The 19,121-nt window shown below is 42.4% G+C and carries 15 protein-coding genes and 12 tRNA genes; 19 read left to right on the top strand and 8 right to left on the bottom strand.

All coding sequences use genetic code 11. The annotated features are described in order from the left end of the window. Positions 1-3: 3 nt before the first annotated feature. From KK083_RS22225 to KK083_RS22240, 4 genes are all read right to left on the bottom strand, one after another. Positions 4-909, bottom strand: a complete 906-nt coding sequence (locus tag KK083_RS22225) for a hypothetical protein (RefSeq protein WP_254167710.1) — start codon at positions 907-909, stop codon at positions 4-6. A 22-nt stretch (positions 910-931) separates the two neighbouring features. Continuing rightward, on the bottom strand, positions 932-3,379 hold the full coding sequence (locus KK083_RS22230) for an N-6 DNA methylase (protein ID WP_254167711.1): 2,448 nt from the start codon (positions 3,377-3,379) through the stop codon (positions 932-934). A gap of 59 nt (positions 3,380-3,438) precedes the next feature. Further along, entirely contained in the window at positions 3,439-4,452 is a 1,014-nt protein-coding gene (locus tag KK083_RS22235) for a helix-turn-helix transcriptional regulator (protein ID WP_254167713.1), read from the bottom strand. A gap of 969 nt (positions 4,453-5,421) precedes the next feature. Further along, positions 5,422-6,951, bottom strand: a complete 1,530-nt coding sequence (locus KK083_RS22240; protein WP_254167715.1) for a TROVE domain-containing protein — start codon at positions 6,949-6,951, stop codon at positions 5,422-5,424. A gap of 175 nt (positions 6,952-7,126) precedes the next feature. On the opposite strand from KK083_RS22240, the gene KK083_RS22245 reads away from it, so the two are divergent. Continuing rightward, positions 7,127-7,822, top strand: coding sequence for a hypothetical protein (locus tag KK083_RS22245; RefSeq protein ID WP_254167717.1), 696 nt, complete (start codon positions 7,127-7,129; stop codon positions 7,820-7,822). A 174-nt stretch (positions 7,823-7,996) separates the two neighbouring features. Here the strand turns inward: KK083_RS22245 and KK083_RS22250 are convergent, their stop codons facing one another. Further along, positions 7,997-8,734 carry a TIGR02452 family protein gene (locus KK083_RS22250; protein ID WP_254167719.1) on the bottom strand — a complete coding sequence of 246 codons (738 nt, stop codon included), beginning with the start codon at positions 8,732-8,734 and terminating at the stop codon, positions 7,997-7,999. 77 nt (positions 8,735-8,811) lie between these two features. Continuing rightward, positions 8,812-9,210, bottom strand: coding sequence for a hypothetical protein (locus KK083_RS22255; protein ID WP_254167721.1), 399 nt, complete (start codon positions 9,208-9,210; stop codon positions 8,812-8,814). A 459-nt stretch (positions 9,211-9,669) separates the two neighbouring features. On the opposite strand from KK083_RS22255, the gene KK083_RS22260 reads away from it, so the two are divergent. From KK083_RS22260 to KK083_RS22270, 3 genes are read left to right on the top strand one after another with little or no spacing between them, the layout of a single operon-like run. Then, positions 9,670-10,635 (top strand): C45 family autoproteolytic acyltransferase/hydrolase, encoded by a 966-nt coding sequence (locus KK083_RS22260; protein WP_254167723.1) that lies wholly within the window; start codon positions 9,670-9,672, stop codon positions 10,633-10,635. Positions 10,636-10,652: 17 nt separating this feature from the next. Continuing rightward, positions 10,653-10,991: a cyclic-phosphate processing receiver domain-containing protein gene (locus tag KK083_RS22265; RefSeq protein WP_254167725.1), complete on the top strand. Its 339-nt coding sequence runs from the start codon at positions 10,653-10,655 to the stop codon at positions 10,989-10,991. A 21-nt stretch (positions 10,992-11,012) separates the two neighbouring features. After that, complete coding sequence (locus KK083_RS22270) at positions 11,013-11,585, top strand: hypothetical protein (protein WP_254167727.1); 573 nt, start codon at positions 11,013-11,015, stop codon at positions 11,583-11,585. 70 nt (positions 11,586-11,655) lie between these two features. Here the strand turns inward: KK083_RS22270 and KK083_RS22275 are convergent, their stop codons facing one another. Together KK083_RS22275 and KK083_RS22280 are read right to left on the bottom strand one after the other, a co-directional pair. Continuing rightward, a complete protein-coding gene (locus tag KK083_RS22275) occupies positions 11,656-12,594 on the bottom strand; it encodes an energy transducer TonB (RefSeq protein ID WP_254167729.1) in 939 nt (312 codons plus the stop codon). A gap of 10 nt (positions 12,595-12,604) precedes the next feature. Further along, positions 12,605-12,889: a HigA family addiction module antitoxin gene (locus KK083_RS22280; RefSeq protein WP_254167731.1), complete on the bottom strand. Its 285-nt coding sequence runs from the start codon at positions 12,887-12,889 to the stop codon at positions 12,605-12,607. A 573-nt stretch (positions 12,890-13,462) separates the two neighbouring features. Here KK083_RS22280 and KK083_RS22285 point away from each other — a divergent pair. From KK083_RS22285 to KK083_RS22355, 15 genes are all read left to right on the top strand, one after another. After that, positions 13,463-13,535: transfer RNA gene (locus KK083_RS22285), tRNA-Asn, on the top strand. Between the two features lie 336 nt (positions 13,536-13,871). Next, positions 13,872-13,944, top strand: a tRNA-Arg gene (locus tag KK083_RS22290). Between the two features lie 227 nt (positions 13,945-14,171). Then, positions 14,172-14,243: transfer RNA gene (locus tag KK083_RS22295), tRNA-Ile, on the top strand. An 82-nt stretch (positions 14,244-14,325) separates the two neighbouring features. After that, positions 14,326-14,398: transfer RNA gene (locus KK083_RS22300), tRNA-Val, on the top strand. A 99-nt stretch (positions 14,399-14,497) separates the two neighbouring features. Beyond that, positions 14,498-14,569 (top strand) — tRNA-Trp (locus KK083_RS22305). Positions 14,570-15,181: 612 nt separating this feature from the next. Then, positions 15,182-15,538 (top strand): DUF4180 domain-containing protein, encoded by a 357-nt coding sequence (locus tag KK083_RS22310; protein WP_254167733.1) that lies wholly within the window; start codon positions 15,182-15,184, stop codon positions 15,536-15,538. 420 nt (positions 15,539-15,958) lie between these two features. Then, positions 15,959-16,042, top strand: a tRNA-Tyr gene (locus KK083_RS22315). 37 nt (positions 16,043-16,079) lie between these two features. Next, positions 16,080-16,151: transfer RNA gene (locus tag KK083_RS22320), tRNA-Gln, on the top strand. A 91-nt stretch (positions 16,152-16,242) separates the two neighbouring features. Beyond that, a tRNA-Arg gene (locus KK083_RS22325) sits at positions 16,243-16,315 on the top strand. Between the two features lie 140 nt (positions 16,316-16,455). Then, positions 16,456-16,528: transfer RNA gene (locus tag KK083_RS22330), tRNA-Leu, on the top strand. Positions 16,529-16,532: 4 nt separating this feature from the next. Continuing rightward, positions 16,533-16,606 (top strand) — tRNA-Leu (locus KK083_RS22335). A gap of 6 nt (positions 16,607-16,612) precedes the next feature. Then, positions 16,613-16,698, top strand: a tRNA-Leu gene (locus KK083_RS22340). 104 nt (positions 16,699-16,802) lie between these two features. Continuing rightward, a tRNA-Ser gene (locus tag KK083_RS22345) sits at positions 16,803-16,887 on the top strand. A gap of 425 nt (positions 16,888-17,312) precedes the next feature. Beyond that, positions 17,313-18,011, top strand: a complete 699-nt coding sequence (locus KK083_RS22350; RefSeq protein WP_254167735.1) for a hypothetical protein — start codon at positions 17,313-17,315, stop codon at positions 18,009-18,011. Between the two features lie 103 nt (positions 18,012-18,114). Continuing rightward, the gene (locus tag KK083_RS22355) at positions 18,115-18,798 is read left to right on the top strand and encodes a hypothetical protein (RefSeq protein ID WP_254167737.1); all 684 of its coding nucleotides are present in this window, start codon (positions 18,115-18,117) and stop codon (positions 18,796-18,798) included. The last annotated feature ends 323 nt before the right edge of the window (positions 18,799-19,121 follow it).

A 19,121-nucleotide genomic window follows, 5' to 3' on the forward strand; every position in this document is an offset into this window, starting at 1 on the left:
ATATTATTCCTGTGTATTTTCTTTGTATACTTGTTTAAACCAAAGCAAAAGTTCCAGTATGCCAGATCGAAGCGATTCGACCGCATAACCTGAAATAACGTAACCGTTGTAGTTTTCATCTTTCAAAACATGCAGGTATTTACCACAGGTGTAGTAAAGCCATTTCTGAAGATTTTCTATTGCATCATTTTGAAACTCCTCAGTGGTTGACACATACTGAGAGGAAGCAGAATCCTTTACTTTATTGCCGGACAAATGGCGAAATATATCACCCTTGGGTGCATCTAGATTTGGAATCACCCCAATTTCTGCCAGTCCATGGAGACAACTCTCATGAATACTTCTGATGTTTACTAAGAAACTTTTGAGTTCGAATCGTGTTCTTGGAATCGGTGTTTTTAGCAATTGCACCAGTTGTCCCATCACTTCATCAGGCAAATAGCCAGAAGCGAATAGTTGGAAAACACTTTCATGGTCATGTTTTATTTGAGTCTCGACCTGTTTATCTGCCTCTCTTTTTATATCAGCAAATAATTGAATAATGTCACCTTCAATACCTTTTCTATAGTAGTTCGGAAACAGCAAGTTGAATGTGTCATCATTGTAAAGCTTCGCCTGCCCTGTTAGTACAAATGGCTTAAAGACCTTTGGCAATTTTAAAATCTCCTCCTTCGCATTGGATAAGGCTTTTAAACTTTCGGTTCCTGTTGCATCGTTTTCCGTTTCAAAAAACTTAGCATCCAAAAGAACTCCGTCATAAATAAGAAAGTTAGCCTTCAACTCCTTAATGCCCTCGGAAGACTTAAAGCAAACAAGTTCAATGCCTTCTTCCTTGGCTTGCATCTTAAAGCCTTTCATTTTTTCATGCTGGTCATCGCACCAGATCACTTTATATAATTTCTTTGACATGATAGTTAATTTGACATGATGGTTAAGTGTTTACAACAAGCGGAAAATTAAACTTGAACTCAACCGGAAATAACTTATCCTCATTTAATATTAAATCCCACTTGCTGTTCAAAAATTCTGCAATACGATTAATATCGTAGCCACCTATGCCACTGCCACGATGAGGGTCACTTGTAACGTACTTAGTAATAAATTTTTCTTTGTCATACCCTTTGGGAAAAGGCTTTCCGTTGTTTTTAATCTGTAAAACAAACTCCTCTTCTGAAACACTCAGATCAATAACAACTAAATTTTCTGGAGCCTTATCTGTGAATCCATATTTGTCAGCGTTGTCCAAAATATTATTGATCATCATCTGCAGCAATAATGGATTTCCCCAAATTCCGAAATAGTCCTTCTGAGAAAGGATTAACTTATTCACCTGTATCTTGAATTTGAATCGGGCGTTTCTTAATGCGAGAATTTCGTTTTCAATTTGAGAAAGGTCCCAAATACCCAAATCATAATTGTCGAAATCAAATGCTTGCTCACCCTTATCAAGCAAATCTCCAATTAAGTTTGAATCGCCTTTAATCGAGCCGAGAACGTCCCTGAGATCTTCTCCAAGATTCTTTTGAAAATCATCGACAATGTTTTTCACTGATGGATTTTTATCATCCTTAAAATATTTTAGCAGCACAGAAGCATTTGAAAGTATGTTCTGCAAGGGGCTACCTAATGTATGCTTCAACGAGGAAAATTCTGAGAATAACCTTTTATCGAGTCCATATCTCAATGCCTCCTCTTCTAGTTCCCGCCTCTTTACAGCTAGAAATGCATCCCGGGTTCCCTGCACCCGTGCCCGTTGGTGCTCAATTGAAGGCAATTGTATTTTTACAGACATTAGATCTTCGAATCTAATCGAGGGAATCGTCTCGCCAACTCTTAGTGCTCCGAGTTGTTCAGCGACGACTTCCGAGTTTAATTCATGAAACAAGAAATCTATGTCAACTTTCGTCGTATCAACTGTCAACGCAGCAATATCAGGACTGGTATAGATTGGCTCTCCGGTGTATTCGAAATAAGTTGGTTTAAGAGTCTTCCAACGTAATGCTAGAAGGATTGTAGATTCAAGAACTTGGTTAGCTCCCGCCGGAAGAGGAAGGGGTTGAATTTCCTGAATGTTAAGACGGTAATTTTGACTATCTTCTTTTAAGTCTCTGATGCGAACAAATTTCCCAATGGCACCAGATGGCGGCCGACGAGATCTCACACGCGATACAACTTCATCTAACGAAACGCCAATGTAATCTCTCTGAAAGTATCGATTTACATTAAGATTATAGTTCAGCTCTTTGATGCTTTCATTTGCGACTAGTCTTTGAATTTCAGAGTTGCCAGTTCTTAATACGCTGTTTAAAGCGTAGTCTTTCAATCGCTTCCTTCCATTGGATATTTCAACAAATTTTGAGGCATTGATAAATCGAACCGATCCCTTGATGACTTTTGCTTTGTTGATGACGATCAATGCCACTGGAATTCCTGTATTTGACAGTAAACCACCGGGAAAAGTAATGACATCCTCAACTAAATCGTTATCGACCAAATATTTTCGAATGTTGAATTCAGTTCCTGTGTGATGTAACACACCGCTTGACATCAAGAGAATGAGTTTACCATCTTCTTTCAAATCCTGAACGCCCTTGACGAGTAGAAACTGTTCACATGTATTCAGTGTTCCAAAATCACTTCGGATCGGATGTTGAAGTCTATAGGCAAATGGAGGATTAGAAAGTATCAGGCTATACTTCTGAGATTTCGGGTTCCAATTGGCAATTGAATCACCTGCCGTATAAACCGAAGTGCCCGGCCTTTCATGTGCAATGATTCTAAGAATACCTACTGCCCAAGTGGAAAGGTTGATTTCTTGACCAAAGTACGGTTGACCTTGATCCATAAAGACTGCAAACGATGCGAGACCTGCAAATGGATTGTAGATCGTTGCATCAGGCTGGGGGGCCGACAACGTGCAGATAAATCTCGTCAATTCAATTGGTTGAACTGCTTCTCCCCCAAATCGGCCTTGTGACTCAACAAGGTTATAAAGTATTTTATCAAAACTTTCTGGAATGCCCGTAACTTCAAGAGCTTCAATAGCTCTATGGAGAAGATCGATTATCTTTCCCAAAGTGTCAGGTTTAAGAGAGGCAATCGTCGGTTCATAGAGGCGGTGAATTTGGCCAAAAACTTCAGCATTGACTTTTGCACCATCGATTGATAACGATAACTCTTCATTGAAATCTTTAGTAGAACGTAATGGCTTGCCTGTCTTTACAATCAATCCATCTTTTACGAGTACGAAAAGAAACAATAGCACCGTGTACTTTTCATGGCTCAGCTCCTTACGTAACAATTCAAGGATCTCAGCAATCGCTCGGTCCGAGCGGTTAAAATGAATTTCTTGAATGTTTTCTAATGATTCGTTTGTCATGTTTTCTTCTATGTCACAAAGGTTATTTCGAAGTGTGCAGTCAATTTGCACTTAGAATTTCACGGGTAATTTTCGAGGGCGTTCTTAAGGTGACTTCGAATCTGAGCACTTAGCTTTTTTGGCGTTTGAATGACTACGCTGTCGGCATAAGACAGAAGGAGCCGTTCAAATTCATAATTGATTATCAGCTTAAGATTTACCTCAAGGGCGTTTGCGTCCAACCACCTTGATTTTTGAGATCCATGCAAAGGCTTGGATTCAATGTACTTACCGGTTTTACCTTTGAAGAGAAGTGAAATATTCTCCACTTCCCCATCAATAGGTTTCGTAACTCCAATGATGTCTTCAAAATATTCATCCCATTCAATCTCCGTATTCTTCTTATACTTTCCACGCTCCTCTTCTATTGATACAATCCTATCTAATGCTAGATTCCAGTCATATTTATCTTTCTCTGGATTGTATCCGAAGAGAAACCATCGATTGTTGTATTGCTTTAAATAATACGGGTGTATGGTTAGTTCTGAGGCGTTCTCGCTTTCAAAGGGATGATACGTTACCCGTAGCACTTTTTTGTAGGAAATGGCGTTGTGAAGAGTTCCTAAATTCTCGATCCCTTTCAAATATTGATTATTATCAAAATCAATGATAACTTTTTTCCTATCGTGGGCATTACTTCCTTTCTGTAACTTTGGAACAAGCTCATGCACCCACTCAAATTGCGGCATGCCCTTAAACTGCGATAAAATATCAACAGCATTTTTGAGTTGATTAATCTCCAGCTCATTAAGGGGCATATTATTAATCGAAAAGGATTTATCGTTATATCGATAATAAACCCTTTTTCCATCTCTATGCTTTCCAAGGTCTATACTCCATCCTTCTTCACTCTCCATGAAAACAATATCTTCAAAAATCTGTCTTCGACTGATACCTGACGAGTTGGGATCTATGTCTGCCAAAACTTTATTGCACTCCTCTATCAAATCATTGATGAAATAGCGTTTACCTGGATTGCTGAAGCACTTATCCAATACCTTATACCGTATTAAAGCATTTTTGTTGGTAGCCATTCGCTGCAAAAGTTACAAAAAAAACAGCACCTGTGCAGGGATCCTGCACAGGTGTTAGAAAGGCTGCGAAAACAGGGCAAAAAGACGATCAGCGAACGTTGGTGCTCTACCACTGAGCTATCCTGTGGTAAGTCACAGGAGCGGGATTCGAACCCGCGACCGCCCGATCCGTAGTCGAAGTAACGCCAATCTACGGCACCTGATATCTTTAAAAGTTGATGAAGCAAAAGAACGATAAGAGAGCTTACTCTGAGTCCTAACCACTAGACGACCCGCCCCGATAACAATCACGACGGAGTGGGAGTCGAACCCACGTTTTCAGTTTATCGAAGTACCTCTCATCTACGGCATTCACCAACTTTTTTTGATCATAGATTAAGAAGGGCAAAAGACCATCAGCGACTGTTTCTAACTATAGGGTCGAAGTAACGCTGGTGTACGGCACCTTCTGCTGTAAAGAAGCGATATACGCATGGACACTTTACGGATTCGAACCGCCCGGCCTTTCGGCCTTACCAGACGAAGTAATTCCATACTACGGCATTCTTTACAATGTCATCAATAATAAGGAGTAAAAGGCGAAGCAAGACCGGGGCACGCTAGCCGGGAGTCGAACCCGGAACACTTCCCCTGCGAGAGGGGCAGGGCATGTGCTTCCTCCCCTAATGGAGCGAAGTATCCCACTTCTAACGACATCCTTATTATTGTCAAATAACTTTTTTAGTGACCTTATCCGGATTCGAACCGGAATTCCCTTCTCAGGGCAGCATGGCTCTAAATGCGCTTCCCTACTCAACTTCTACGAGTGGTTTTTCGGTGCAACTGCAAAATCTATCCGCTATAGCGCACAGCAGTAGCGGAATCATCCATACACGCTACGGATCGTCCTAAGCTTTTTCCGCAGGCTTTTCCTTTTAAGCTATAAGGTCTTCAAAAACCTCCCCTTCAAATTACAGAAGGGGAGGAGTATCACAATTCAACTTTTTCAATCTCAGCAAGTGCCTGCTGTCCTTCCTCGATGGATGCCAGCACATCGAAGATCTTGTCAGACCATCCTGCTATTAAATACACGCCATCATTTCGTACATCGATAGGTGTATTACCGTAACCCGCCAGGTCGAACATATACAGTTTGGCTCCAGGTGCAATCCGCTTGTATTGCTTCCACAGGGAGGTAATACTGTTGTCTGTTACCCGGTCAACGATGTTGTTATTCCACAGCTGGCAGTCGGTGAACATCATTACCTTGTCTACCACTTTTCCACGGTTGATCAGGTCTTTCAGCACCAGGTATCCGTTGGTAGCATAACCAACCTCGCCTTCACGTTTGTAGAACTCCTGCACATTGGCCAGGATATTTTTACGCGAAACGTTGATGATCTTCCATGTATCACCGAACATACCTGTCTGCACATTGTCACAACGCGACTGTAAAAGCATCGCAAGCATCAAACCGATATCATAGTTCAGTATCTTGCTTTTTGCAGACACCGGCTTCTGCATCGATCCGGATACATCACATGCTATCAGCACGGAAGTACCTTTTCCAAAGCCACGGATGTTGGCCGCGCTCTGCCCAACAGCCGCCTCCAAAGCATCTAAAACCATTGGCACTGCACCGGAAGTCAAAACTTTCACCTCACGGTATGCGGCCAGGAAACGGAAAGGCAATTGCTTCGACCGGGTAACCGCATCGCGGTTTGCCAGGTAAGTGCATAACACATCCATCACTTCCATCGACACGCCTGCTTCGATGATGTTACGCAGATTTCGCAGCAACGCCATGTATCCCAGCTTTCCGCTGGTGATCAGCTCTTCCCATTTCGCACGGAAGGCTGCAGCTTTTGCTTTTTCGTTCTCGAACGGCTTCTGCCCCAGGGCCGACAGTTCTGTCTCCCAGGTGTACGGAACGTCCAATGTATTTTGGGCGATCTTATCGAAGATGGCCTGTTGCGCATCGTTGGCCGCTTTCGGGTGAACAATGAACAACGCATCTTTCAGCTTGATCTCTCCTGCACGGTCATACTTCGCAAACTGGTACGCGTCGAATGAATTGAAAGCTTCGGCCAGTCCATGCTGGATCTGTTTCGAGAGCTTGTTCAGCTTCTTTGTAGCGGTTCTTTCATTGGCAAGCTGGTAGTATGCCAGCAACTCCGTGATCTCGTCAGCGCGTTTCACTACACCTTTTACGGCTTTGCTTACAACACTGTTCCCAGACTGTGTCTTTGCGAGCTCTACAGCCAGCACCAGTGGCACGCTACGCAGGTTCATTTTTGTACGTGCGTAAACAGCAAGCTTTGCTACGAAAGCAGGATCATTCTTCAAGATAAGACCACGAATTCTATCCATGCGCTTATCCGTAGACTCATAAAACTTGTCGCTCAAGGAAGTTGTAACCACTGCGCTATACAGCTCAGTACGCTCATTCAGCGCAAAAGCTTCAGCGCCTTCATAGTTCTTGATTGCCTGTTTTGCTTTACGGAATACATTGAATTTCATTGCCTTTGAATTATTTAACGATACAAAGGTTATATCGAACTGCGCAGTCTTTTTGCGTAGATAAAGTTCTTTTTCAGTTTTTCGATTATTTTTTTCGAAGACCCCAAAATTTCCAATGAGTACGCGTCTTCGGGTCACCCAGGTTAAATAGATTCATAAAAAATGCAATTCTTTTATGGAAACCGGGTTCTTGATGAATCATTTCAAAAATGACCTCCCAATGATGAAGTCCTATAAAAAAAGATTCCTTTTCTATGTGCCCGGCCTCATAAGCTTGTCGATTCTGATGCCTCTTTTAATGCGTCAACTTCACGACTGGGGCATTTTTAAGAAACAATATGTTATGGAGGTGAATTGGTATAGCCCCGCCATGGCAAATCCCTACGCCCAGCAATTCCCCGCCCCCAGAAACTATGCGATAGTGAATTTGACAGGCAATGAAGTACAAGACAAGATCAAGATTGAATATGCGAAACTTATAATTAGTGAACTGGCATCCAGCCTTGATACAACAAATGGCGTTCGGATTCACCTTGCCGACACGGCAAAGTTCGAATCTTTTATACGGGTACTGGAAATTTGCGACAACGAAGAAGCATTAACTTACGCACCATATAAAAACGACTTTTGGGTTTTCTGTCGAAAAAGGCCTGTAGTGGAAAGCAGTGCCATATTGTGGCGAGGTTCATGCATCGTACGGACCTATGTTAGAGATGAGGAAGAAAATACCTATGCTTGGTTTTTGCAGTACGATGTTCTTAAACAATTCTGGCCAGTCTTTGTGATACTTTTTTTACTGAGTGCCTTAAGCTTTAAGAAAAGAATTTCGAAGAGGACCGAGGTTCATGGAGAATACAGCAAGCCATTCTAATGAACTATAACGCCTAATAAACACAAGAACTCAACAGTAATTAACAGTTAGCATCAGTTGTGGACAGTATCCACTATTCAGAAAACAACTTTCTAAACGGCCCGATAAACCGTTCCTCCTTAGATTTGATCGCGAAGAGCACCCGTTCAAATTGATCTTTAAAACGACCTTCTCTCAAATGAAGCGCGAAATACCTGGCAACATCATTCGGCTCATTTTCAAAAACACCACAGCCCACGCTCCAAGTATCAGATTTTTATGGCAATGGACCAGCGCTACCGATAGAACCTTCTCTATCCTGCTTATCATCACAGGTTCAATCTGACTAACATTATGGCGTTCATTCCGCTTAATTGCCCCGGCGTTCACGGCGGGAGATGTGATGATTGACAATAGATAAGGAGTGTCGAGAAGTTCACCGTCGTCATCCTTTAATACCGGCACATCAGGTGAATAGATCATGTTGTCAGTGTACAGGCAGGAACCGTGATTCCTGTTGACCTGATACATTTCAAAATTCTTAATAAGACAAGGATACAACCCGGTTGATCTGGCTATACTCTCTTCTTGTGCCTGGCTTCCATTTAAAAAGCCACCACCCGGATTTTTAGCGGAAGCGAAATTCAATCCTACAATGTCTGTAATGCCTTCCATGGACAACTTATAGGCTGCATCCAACGTTGTGGCATCCAACACATCAAATCTGGTGGGTGTTTTACTTGTTGCAAGGATGGGCGCTATTTTTTCACGCACATCGTCAAATGATTCGGCTGCGTAGTGAATGGATGATTCAATACACTTTTGCATCTGCTCTTTGATCGATATGGTTATACCCTTTCGATTGGTATAGTGCCCTTGCTCTATTATTTCGAGCGTGTTTTTCGCAATTTGTATTCGTTCGGTCTTTTTCATTAGTTAAAATTTAATCATGTTTTTCTAAGTGTGATGTGCAAAGCACTTTAAGGCAAGTGGCCCCTGACCCGTTTGGATCAGGGAATCACTTGTTTCAGTTTATCTGTAACTGTGAATTTGCTTCCAATGAATGCCTTCTCAACGCGGATACCATTCACGATCATATCGTTGAATTCATCGAGTTGCTCAGCAGGCACCCATAGCTCCTGGTGATGGTCCAGGCCCACGGTCTGCACCTGAAACCGTCGGAAGTAATCTTCCGGGATCTCGAAGGCTGTTACGAAGCCAACACCATCAGAGTCTGCGTCCCTCATGTTCCAGCCTTCTGCAATTTCTGCAGCATACTGAAAGTTCAACACAGGATAAAAGATGGGCTGCCAGTAAAGCCGAGGTGGAAATCGCTTCATGCCTGAATCGATAATCAGCTCCAGCTCATTTGCACCCGTAGGACGGTATAGTGTGATTTTGTTGATCATGTTTGCTGTGATTTAAAAACAAAAAAGCCCGGACATTATCGCCCGGGCTTTGGTATTAGTTCCTGTTAATTTCTAAACAATACTATATACAACCCGGGCAAAAGGATATTCCTCGTAGGCAGAACCTGCGAAACCTTGTGCTTGCGTATGGCGTTGTACGAACATCATGATGCAAAAGTAAATAGTTTTTTGAACATTGCTTTGATAAGTTGAAAAAAGTTACTTTATCTTTGTGCCAACAAATAGGAAATGAAATCTGGTTATAACATATCAATAGAGAAGCAACTAAGCGATGCGCTAGTGAGATGTTTACGCCCGGATAAATAGTTATAATATAGATTGAATATAACTAGAAAAGCCTCGGGTGAATTTGCCCGGGGCTTTTTTATTGGTCGTTTTCTATCTCAGACGTAGTACACGATAGCCAGATGAATATTATTAAAAAGAGACTCATTTAACATGGAAACAACAGAACAAATAGTAAACCTTGATTGGCCTGTAGAAAAGCGATGGGCCTTTCTGAGGTCATTCACCTCGGAAATGGACGAGCTCCTTGACTGCTATTTAAAGGATTTTTCAGGTGCTCAAGTTCTATTAGACGGCTTAGGCGCTTATAAGAAGGCGATTATACCTGAGCGCTATCTCGATGAGATAGACTACATTGCTTCTATTTCGAGGTTTGATGCCGATAGCATTTTAGCCGCGAACCTGTATTACGACTTGCTTAAATTCTATTTCGGGTGCACAGCCTTTGCGGTTGGCACTGGGGAAACAATATATCATGCAAGGAACCTGGATTGGCATACAGACAATAAGTTGCTGAGCAGGTACTCGATGATATTTGATTTCCAAATAGAAGGGAAGACAATCTATAAAACCGTTGGGTGGCCGGGTTTCGTTGGTGCGTTGTCGGGTATCAAACCAAACGGATTTTCTATTACATTAAATGCCGTATCGAGTACGGATCCGCCACAGATCGCATTACCAGTCACTTTCCTGATTCGTGATGTATTGGCTTCAGCTACAACATACGACGAGGCAAGGCGGATACTGGAGACGGACCCGATTGTAAGTGATTGCCTGATCTTGTTGTCGGGTACATCTCCAGGTCAAAAAGTTGTTATAGAAAGAACTCCGACGCGATCAGTCACACGAAAATCGGATGCTGATTTTATCGTAGTCACAAACGATTATATGGAATTGAACTACGTGAAGAAGACACAAAATGGCGAGTCAGGAAATACCCTCCAGATCACCTCTTGCAGTCGTTATGAACGTGCTTTGGAGCTCCTGAGGCTTGCTATTCCAAAGACTTCTGAAGGGTGCTTAAATATTTTGAAGGATGACGAGGTAATGATGAGTATAACCGTGCAGCAAATGGTCTTCAATAATAGAACAGGAGAGATACAATTGATAAAGGCGTAGTATTAAATGGTAAACCCATGCGAAAATTATTTCTGGATGATCTCCGGGCTGTCGATATGATCTATAGTGGCTCTGAAGCAGATGGATTTGATGTTGTAAGAAGCTATGAGGATTTCGTTCAGTACATTAATTCAAACGGACTCCCTGACTTCATTAGTTTTGACAATGATCTTGGTCTTGATGCAAATGACGAAGTTGCTCTTGATGGTTATGCTTGTGCAAAATGGCTCGTTTATGAATCAGGTCTTGACTTGAGCAACCTCGAATTCAAAGTTCATTCGGCTAACCCGGTTGCATCTGAACAGATCCGGGGATTGTTGACCAATTATATCAAACATTTGAAGCGCCTTCGCTAAAACTATTCTTTCATAAGTGCAATGGATACATTACTGGAAAGTGACCTGGATAAATTTCCCCGGCATCAAAAGATAGAAAAATTGCTTTCAGTGCAATTGGGTATTCCGTCATTGAAGGCAGGGAAAATCATTATTCGCGACCATCGCGATTGGCGAATTAATGAAAAGCAGATTGAATATTGTTGGTTAATCAACGTATCCCGAGCATTTGCTGGTTGGTGTTGGCTATTTACAATAAACTTTAAAGAAACAAAATTCCGCGATATAGCTAACCCCGCAGAGTCGATACAAGGCATTTTTACGGTTGATGACAATGGTGCTATTGCTGAATTCTATAAGTTAACGCGCGATGCAAGTTTTCGAGATGACGTAAAAGGCCTAACGGCATATGACCTGTTTTCAGCGAGCCCTCGAATTACTTTGGATGGCGTAGGTTATGAGTTCATAATATTCGGCCATAACTCCGAAGTGAGGATGACATTGGACAATCCTGACACAGAGAATTGGAAGATCTGGGAAAAAGCTGTTTGGGAATTAGGTGGTGAGTTGGCTAAGAGATCAGGCTCAAAGCAATTGGAGGAAATATTCAATTAAGGAAGCTTCATTTTTTACTTATGCCATATCGTTGTCTTTTTTCCAAAAAAATTAGGGTCTGTGCAGCTGCCTAAATTTGAAAATGAACAGCTACGCTATACTCGGAATCCACACGCTTGCCATCAATTTCTCCTGGGACAAATTTGAGACCACAAGTTTTGATGATGTCTATTGCTACCTGATAAGCATCGTAAGGATCTTTTTTGTGCGCACGAATATTCTTTATCTCTCCTTCTGCAGTGACAACGAACAGAACCAGGCACGTCAATGTTTGAGTACGGCCGGAAACGTCTCGTACATCTTTAGATTTTATTGCAAAGCATTTTGAAAAAGATGCATTCTTCTTCATGAAAACCTTTTTGTCCAGTCCATAGGCAGAAGCGACTACTGGTTTGTTTTCAGGGATGTCAAATATGCTATCATTGATTGGCCTGAATGAAATGCTTAAGGCTTCTGTTATGCTAATATAGTCTTTGTAATGTGTAATTGCCTTAATGTTGAACGATCCACCCGTTTTCCTTAACTCATTGTACCAGTCAGAAGCATCATGGCCTTTAAAAGTTTCTGGATTGATTTTGATACTGTCAGAATAATACGCTTTAGTGGTGTAGTCATTGTAACCCTTTTCTGCCAAATAACATTTATACCCAGCTATGATTGCCGTGCTGTCGCGATAAATTTTGAAATCCTTAATGACGTCATGTGATTTTCTTGAATCAGTGAAGGTGATATAGTCGGCCCCCGGTACCTCCGTATAGAACCGAAAATCGGAATGATGATAAGTATACTGATATATTTTTAGCCCTTTGCGGAAGAAGGTGCATTTATAGTTTGAACCTGATATGTAGTACACGGCTGAATCGCCGGATGCACCGTCTAATATACTATCTGCATTTATTGATTCCTTTTTTGGAATTACCCTTGTTTTATAGATTATTTCACCAACGAAGTCCTGTGAAAAGCAAGCAGTACTTGACGACAGGTATAGAACGGTCAACCATATCTTCATTTAAATCCAGTTATATTAATCTCTTTACTTTTACTTTTCCTGCTTCCTTATACCCCTTTGCCAAGTCATAATTCATCTGCGCCTGCATCCAAAACTCAGGCGTTGTATCAAAGGCCTTACTAAGTTTAAATGCCATCTCAACAGAGATGGCATATTCGCCTTTAATAATAGCATACAGGTTTTTCCGTGCCACGCCCAGGGCACCCGCCACTTCAGTGATCGTCAGATTGTGAGGTTTTATATAAAGCTCTTCGAGAATCTGACCGGGGTGAGCGGGGCTGTGCATTCGTGGCATAGATACTACTTTTGGTCCTGGTGATAATTTAACTGTCGTATCTCTCCATCAATAAACCGGAACGAAAATGTTCCTACACCATGGACTTTGAGTCGCCAACTATTTTTGTCTTCCTCCAGGATACTCACCTGTGAGATCGAAAGATCCTTTAAATCTTTAGCGGCATGGATAACGGAAAGCCATAGCAATAGGTATTCTTTCAGCTCCCGCGATACTCCGGCAGCTGTTCCCTTTTCAAAGAGATTTTTTAAAACGCTATGACGAATTGATACGATCATTGAAACCCATAACGCATATTGTGCGTTAGGGATGGCAAAAGTAAAAAATATTTGTTACCTCTTGGGTAACATTTAAAAAAGTTGTTTTACTTTTGTATGACATTAAAGGAAATGAAAATGAAACCCGGTATTAACATTTTAAATCTCAGCTCACGCCATCAGAGCATATGCTTTATGGTGAAGTGGGACTATTGCGTATATCCGGGGAGGAATATTTATATATAGAATTAGATTCATTATGAATAGGAAGCCCCGGGTAAACACCCGGGGCTTTTTGTTTTTAAAAGATTTTGTTGGACACATAGCTCAGTTGGTAGAGCAGGGCGCTGTTAACGCCCAGGTCGATGGATCGTGCCCATCTGTGTCCTCATTGTAAATGGATACTGGGGCTGCTTGGTGTGGCCGCTGGATTGTCGCTCCAGAAAATCAGACGGGTTCGATGCCCGTAGTATCCGCATAGATCCGGTCTGTGAGTAATCGCTCAAAGTGATGCATGTAGCATCATTGGACCGGATTGCGTAATGAACACCCGAATGTTCCTTGGTGGCGAAAGAGATTTAAAGATCTCTTTGTGGCGGGTTCAATTCCGGCCGGGTGAGTCTAGTTAGTATGAGTGAAGTGCATCGGCCGGAATCGCGAGGGGATGTGCGGCATGGTTGTGTGTATGAGCAATTCCGGCCGGGTGAGTTTAAGAGGTTGGCTCTCCTTCCATAGCTCAATTGAAAGAGCAGACGTCTTCTAAGCGTCAGGTTCCTGGTTTGAATCCGGGTGGAAGGTCAGCTAACAAATACGAGGTGTATCGGCTCACGCTTATACCGTGTCGAAACCGTAGCTGGTTGCACGTTGGTTCAAATCCAACCGCCTCGACAAGAAGAATTAGTAAAGATGAATATGGAATCTGATAAGAAGGCCGGAGACAAATTATTTCCGGCCAAAGCATTAAGGTGATGCTCCTGCCTTTTAAGCAGGAGAACACGGATCGTTACCGTGTGGCCGGACAAAATACTGATGTAGCTCAGGGGTAGAGCCCATCTCTGATACAGATGTGGTCGGTGGTTCAAATCCATCCATCAGTACTGCGGTTGAGAAAGTCCTGGTGGACTGTGAGGTCTCATAAGCCTCATCATCCGGTTCGATTCCGGCCTCCGCTACATACATACTCGCGTAGCTCAGTGAAAGTAGCGGCTGGCTTACATCCAGCAGGTCGTAGGTTTGATCCCTACCACGAGTACATTTTGCAGCATACGCATAAGAGGTGGTGCGCCTGGCTTCCAACCAGGGAAAGAGTTGGTTCTCCCGATAGCTATCGGGACCAACATGCTGCACATACACACCGGAATGCCAATGGTGGCGATCTGGACTCCAAATCCGGATGTGGTGAGTTCGATCCTTACCCGGTGTGCTAAAAATAAGAAGTCAGTAGTCAGAAGCCAGGAGTCAGTAGAAGGAGGAGTAGGAATTAAGGAGTAAGTAGTAAGAATGGAAGGCGGTTGCCTTACGTCACTTAGTTGCCGACTGCAAGGTAGTGCTCGTAGGACGCGCGGTGGCCCGAGCCGAAAAGCGGGGTAGCCCCGGCACGTGCGCAGGGCAGCATTTTTCGGCTCTTGACTTTTTTGTTACTTTTTGTGTCAAGACAAAAAGTAAGAAGAAAGCGACCTGCCGTAGGCGTCTGAAGAATGTATTAAAGTATTGATGCACGATGAGCATGATTTTTTTCGAAACCGTGTTCATTAGTAAGGCCAGAATTGAAGGAATGACATTCTGACCTCGGAATGATTTGAGTTAAGGAGATTAAGCTAACTAAGTAGAAGCGTCCCGTTGAAGCCGGGAAGGACTGGAGCGTTACCAGAAATCTCCACATAGGGCAAGCCTGAAAGAAAAGGAACACAATTCCTGATCTCAAGGCAGTGCCGGTGGCGTGATAGCATAGTCGCTGAAAAATGCGCCCTGACTTGTCGGGGAGATCGAGGTTAAAGCCCTCCACGCCACAACGCATTGTATAATAGTATAAAAAATGATAACGGACCACACAATTCACAACATCGCGGACCTACAAATAGCTGAGATTACGACTACCGATCTTACTATTGGCAATGCCCAGCTTTTCCTGGAGATCATCATGAACCTGCCGGTAGATAGAATAGTAATCCGTAAGGAGAATTTAGATGAATCATTTTTTGATTTACGAACTGGCCTTGCGGGCGAGATATTGCAGAAAGTAGTAAACTATCGGATGCGACTGGCAATCGTTGGTGACTATTCCGCTTATACCAGCAAGAGTCTAAAAGACTTCATCTACGAAAGCAATAAGTCTAATACAGTTGTATTTGTAGGTACAATTGATGAAGCGTTAAAAAGAATGAGTGACTGATAAAAAAATAAAATATATAAAAATGTTACCCAATAGGTAACAAAATCAAAAGACAATCGTATATTTGAACCATGAACAAGAGACATTTACATAGTTCCTATCGCCAGCTCCAGCCCTCAATAGAGGACAGGGAGGCCGAACTATGTATGCCTGAACGATGATATAGAATGCAAGTCATTGTAACTCATACGAGCCTCCCTAACCCGGAGGCTTTTTTTGTTTTATACACATAGGGTAATAGAGGAGCTTGGTCGTCCTCGCCTGCTTTGGACGCATCCCGATAGCTATCGGGACTGGTTCGAAATCAGGGAAGGATGCGGCGCGGGGATTCACGAGGGGTTGTGCGGCATGCATGTGCGTACGAGTAATCCAGGTTACCCTACATCGTTCGCCATAGTTTTAGCGATGGCGAGCAAATTTCGGAGAGTAGTCCGTAAGTGGAAGCGGGCCGCTCTGTAAAAGCGGTGCTTAACTGCCTTGGGTGTTCGATTCGCCCCTCTCCGACGTGCCCGCCATAGCCTTGGCGACGGCAGGCTTAAATTCCGGGATCGTCTAACGGCAGGACGTCTGACTTTGGATCAGTAGATGCGCGGTTCGAATCCCGCTCCCGGAACAACATGGTGATGTAACGCAAACTGGCCCAGCGGCAAGATTGTGGATCTTGTGTTTATGAGTTCGAGTCTCATGCATCACCCTTTAATAACTGCCCTGTCGTCTAACGGATCAGGATACAAGGCTACGGACCTTGGGGTGCGAGTTCGATTCTTGCCAGGGCAACAAAAAATAAAAAATAAATGATAACCACTACGCTCCTTACACTTTCTGAATCGAGTTCACTGTTACAGCTGGACTCCGGATAGTTATTGTGCACTTCGCACAATGGGCTTCCGGATCAGATTCGTGAAGCCCTTTTTATTGCCTCGTTGGTGAAACGGCAAACACAACAGACTTAGAATCTGGGAACTGGGGGTTCGAATCCCTCACGAGGCACTATGCGCTCATGGTGAAATTGGCAGACACAACAAGCTCAAACCTTGAAAGATCCTGGTTCGAATCCGGGTGGGCGCACGAAATGTCCCTGTGGTTGAAACGGTAAACACGGCAGCTTTAAAACCTGCAGAGCATAATGCTCATTGAAGGTTCGATTCCTTCCAGGGACACAACGGAGAGCAGGTAGATATTGGTTTGCTACACTGTCCTGCTAAGACAGGTCTCATGTATTTGAGGTGAAGGTTCGATCCCTTCGCTCTCCGCTTATTATAATAGAGGGTACCCGGCTGGATGAGGAGCTTGTCTTGAAAACAAGTAGCGGCTAAATACCGTTGTGAGTTCGAGTCTCACACCCTCTGCTTGAAGGAAACATTTTAGTATTTCTCATCGGCCATAGAATGACAACAGAGGTTTCGTGTCATAAGACTAATGGTGATGTAGCTCAAATTGGAACAGAGGTGCCCGGCTAAGCAGGATGGATTTTGTGCTGAGAGTTCAAGTCCTATGCATCATCCTTTAAACTGCCCAGTCTAACGGATCAGGTTACAAGGCTACGGACCTTGGGTGCGAGTGCGATTCTTGCAGGGCAGCAAAAAATGTATGACTACCACTGCGCTCCTTACATTTTCTGAATCGAGTTCACTTATTTTTTGACCTTGTCTGACTGGCAAACACTTTTCAAGTAGGGCAGTGCATATCAAAAGGGAAATCTAATGGATGCGTTAAACTAAATAAGTGGAAGCTCCTACCGTACCATTTTGCAAAAAACCGTATTTTCGGACCCATGAGTCGAAAGGTTTCTATTCGTGAATATATAACGATGCCCGGTAATACTCTCGTAAGAGAAGATTTTACTACTTCTTACATTATTAATGAGATAAAATTATTCGCAATCATTAAGCAAAGGCGAATTAAAATTTATGAGCAAGAAATAGATATTGAGGGCTGTGACTTAATTATTGAAGACGATACAGATTTAGCACGAAAGTTCCAACTTAAATCAGTAATAGAAGGCGGGAAGCGTAAGTCTTTTGAAATTCATAGTAGTATTCTTTTGCCAGACATATTCAGGTGTTCCGACTATGGGTTCGATAATGTAATTTGCCCACGAACGATGGGTGGAGTAATCATGCTGGTCATACATCCTAATGAAAAGGAAAAGAAAGTTTCGCTTACTTATAGGTATACAGATTTTAACGTCATCTCTTATCTCGCAAATTATAAAAAGCAGATACCTGCCATTGGCCTGATTAAAAAGCTAATGTCTCAGGATCGTAAAGTGGATTTACCGTCAAGCTTATTTATTCCCTTGTCAAGTGCTGGTTCGCTTTTGAGGATTGCAGGATTCTTTAACGAATGCGAATTTGATTACTGGTGTAATCAATTTAATAAATTACACTATGGCCGACAGCAAAGTCGTGATCGTGAAGGCGAGATTCAGAACTTACTTGGAAAAATGTCAACGTATATTGAAGGATTATAGCAGCAAATAAAATTAGAGTGGTCTAGAGAGAGCAGGTGAGCACTTGAGGCACATAGGCATGCAGCGTTGTAAAAAAAGGAACCAAAAGTAATTAACAGCTTCTATGGAGACAAGAAAAGAATTTGCCTTCTTAATAGCAGCCGGCACAATATTGTTGCTTCCAGCGCTCCTAACGCAGACAGAATTTTCAATTTTTGATTTTTCGAACTCTGGTGAAGTTGGAGATACAATTGGAGGAGTGACCGCGCCATTTGTTGGTCTGCTGGGAGCTTTTTTAGTTTATAAAGCTTTTTTAGTTCAAGTTGAATCTAACAAGATTCAATTAAAAAATAGTGAATTTCAAATTGCCTTAAAACTCATAGATGATTTAGAAATCAAGTTGTCAGCTAAAAATAGGCGCTATGAATTTTCGGTTTCTGAAGGCGAGTCTCAGAAAATCGAAGCGGCCAATTTTTACGAAGTAATAAGATTTTGGAATGGCATAAAAACCTATAGGGAATACTACAGAGGAGCAATAGTACAATCAATCCGGCAAGTCAATTTTTTCAAAAAGTTTGTAATGCGGTCGAAAAACTTAAGTATAACTGATAAATCATTGCTGATGGAGAAAGCAGGACTAGCATTTGGCAGTGATCTTTCCGACGCCTTCTATGCCATGCTAATGACACAAAATTCCGGCTTAAATGGTGAGGAAAAGCAATTCTATGACTACTGTCGGAAGTTTAATGACACAACGTTGCAAGACCTCCTTTATCACACAATTGATATTGAAGAATTTAATACTTAGCATGAAACTAGAATTTGTGAATATCTATATTAAACGCGCTCTGAGTTGATATCAATGAAACGATTATTTCTTTTTTTATAGGAGTGTCGAAAATCTGTATTTCTGATCACCCGATTGCAGCAATGGCATTTACATATTTCTTTCCCGTTGGAGTTACATCATCCGTTTTCCCCAAGCAATTGTGGCCTACTTAGGGAAGAAGTTAGCTGCCATGCATTTCACTCTAATCTATTTGTCGTTCACTTTATAGCTATTCCTGCGAGCATTGACCCCTCATTCCATTTTTGATTGACCCCCTGTTGCTGCAAGTTGACCCCCCGGAT

The sequence above is a fragment of the Chryseosolibacter histidinae genome (assembly GCF_018598225.1).
GTDB lineage: Bacteria > Bacteroidota > Bacteroidia > Cytophagales > Cyclobacteriaceae > Chryseosolibacter > Chryseosolibacter histidini.

Coding starts and splice junctions, on each gene's coding strand:
- KK083_RS22350 (WP_254167735.1), top strand. CDS start 17,313: ATGAGTCGAAAGGTTTCTATTCGTGAATATATAACGATGCCCGGTAAT.
- KK083_RS22270 (WP_254167727.1), top strand. CDS start 11,013: ATGGATACATTACTGGAAAGTGACCTGGATAAATTTCCCCGGCATCAA.
- KK083_RS22250 (WP_254167719.1), bottom strand. CDS start 8,734: ATGAAAAAGACCGAACGAATACAAATTGCGAAAAACACGCTCGAAATA.
- KK083_RS22235 (WP_254167713.1), bottom strand. CDS start 4,452: ATGGCTACCAACAAAAATGCTTTAATACGGTATAAGGTATTGGATAAG.
- KK083_RS22280 (WP_254167731.1), bottom strand. CDS start 12,889: ATGCCACGAATGCACAGCCCCGCTCACCCCGGTCAGATTCTCGAAGAG.
- KK083_RS22230 (WP_254167711.1), bottom strand. CDS start 3,379: ATGACAAACGAATCATTAGAAAACATTCAAGAAATTCATTTTAACCGC.
- KK083_RS22355 (WP_254167737.1), top strand. CDS start 18,115: ATGGAGACAAGAAAAGAATTTGCCTTCTTAATAGCAGCCGGCACAATA.
- KK083_RS22255 (WP_254167721.1), bottom strand. CDS start 9,210: ATGATCAACAAAATCACACTATACCGTCCTACGGGTGCAAATGAGCTG.
- KK083_RS22225 (WP_254167710.1), bottom strand. CDS start 909: ATGTCAAAGAAATTATATAAAGTGATCTGGTGCGATGACCAGCATGAA.
- KK083_RS22260 (WP_254167723.1), top strand. CDS start 9,670: ATGGAAACAACAGAACAAATAGTAAACCTTGATTGGCCTGTAGAAAAG.
- KK083_RS22275 (WP_254167729.1), bottom strand. CDS start 12,594: ATGAAGATATGGTTGACCGTTCTATACCTGTCGTCAAGTACTGCTTGC.
- KK083_RS22245 (WP_254167717.1), top strand. CDS start 7,127: ATGGAAACCGGGTTCTTGATGAATCATTTCAAAAATGACCTCCCAATG.
- KK083_RS22265 (WP_254167725.1), top strand. CDS start 10,653: ATGCGAAAATTATTTCTGGATGATCTCCGGGCTGTCGATATGATCTAT.
- KK083_RS22240 (WP_254167715.1), bottom strand. CDS start 6,951: ATGAAATTCAATGTATTCCGTAAAGCAAAACAGGCAATCAAGAACTAT.
- KK083_RS22310 (WP_254167733.1), top strand. CDS start 15,182: ATGATAACGGACCACACAATTCACAACATCGCGGACCTACAAATAGCT.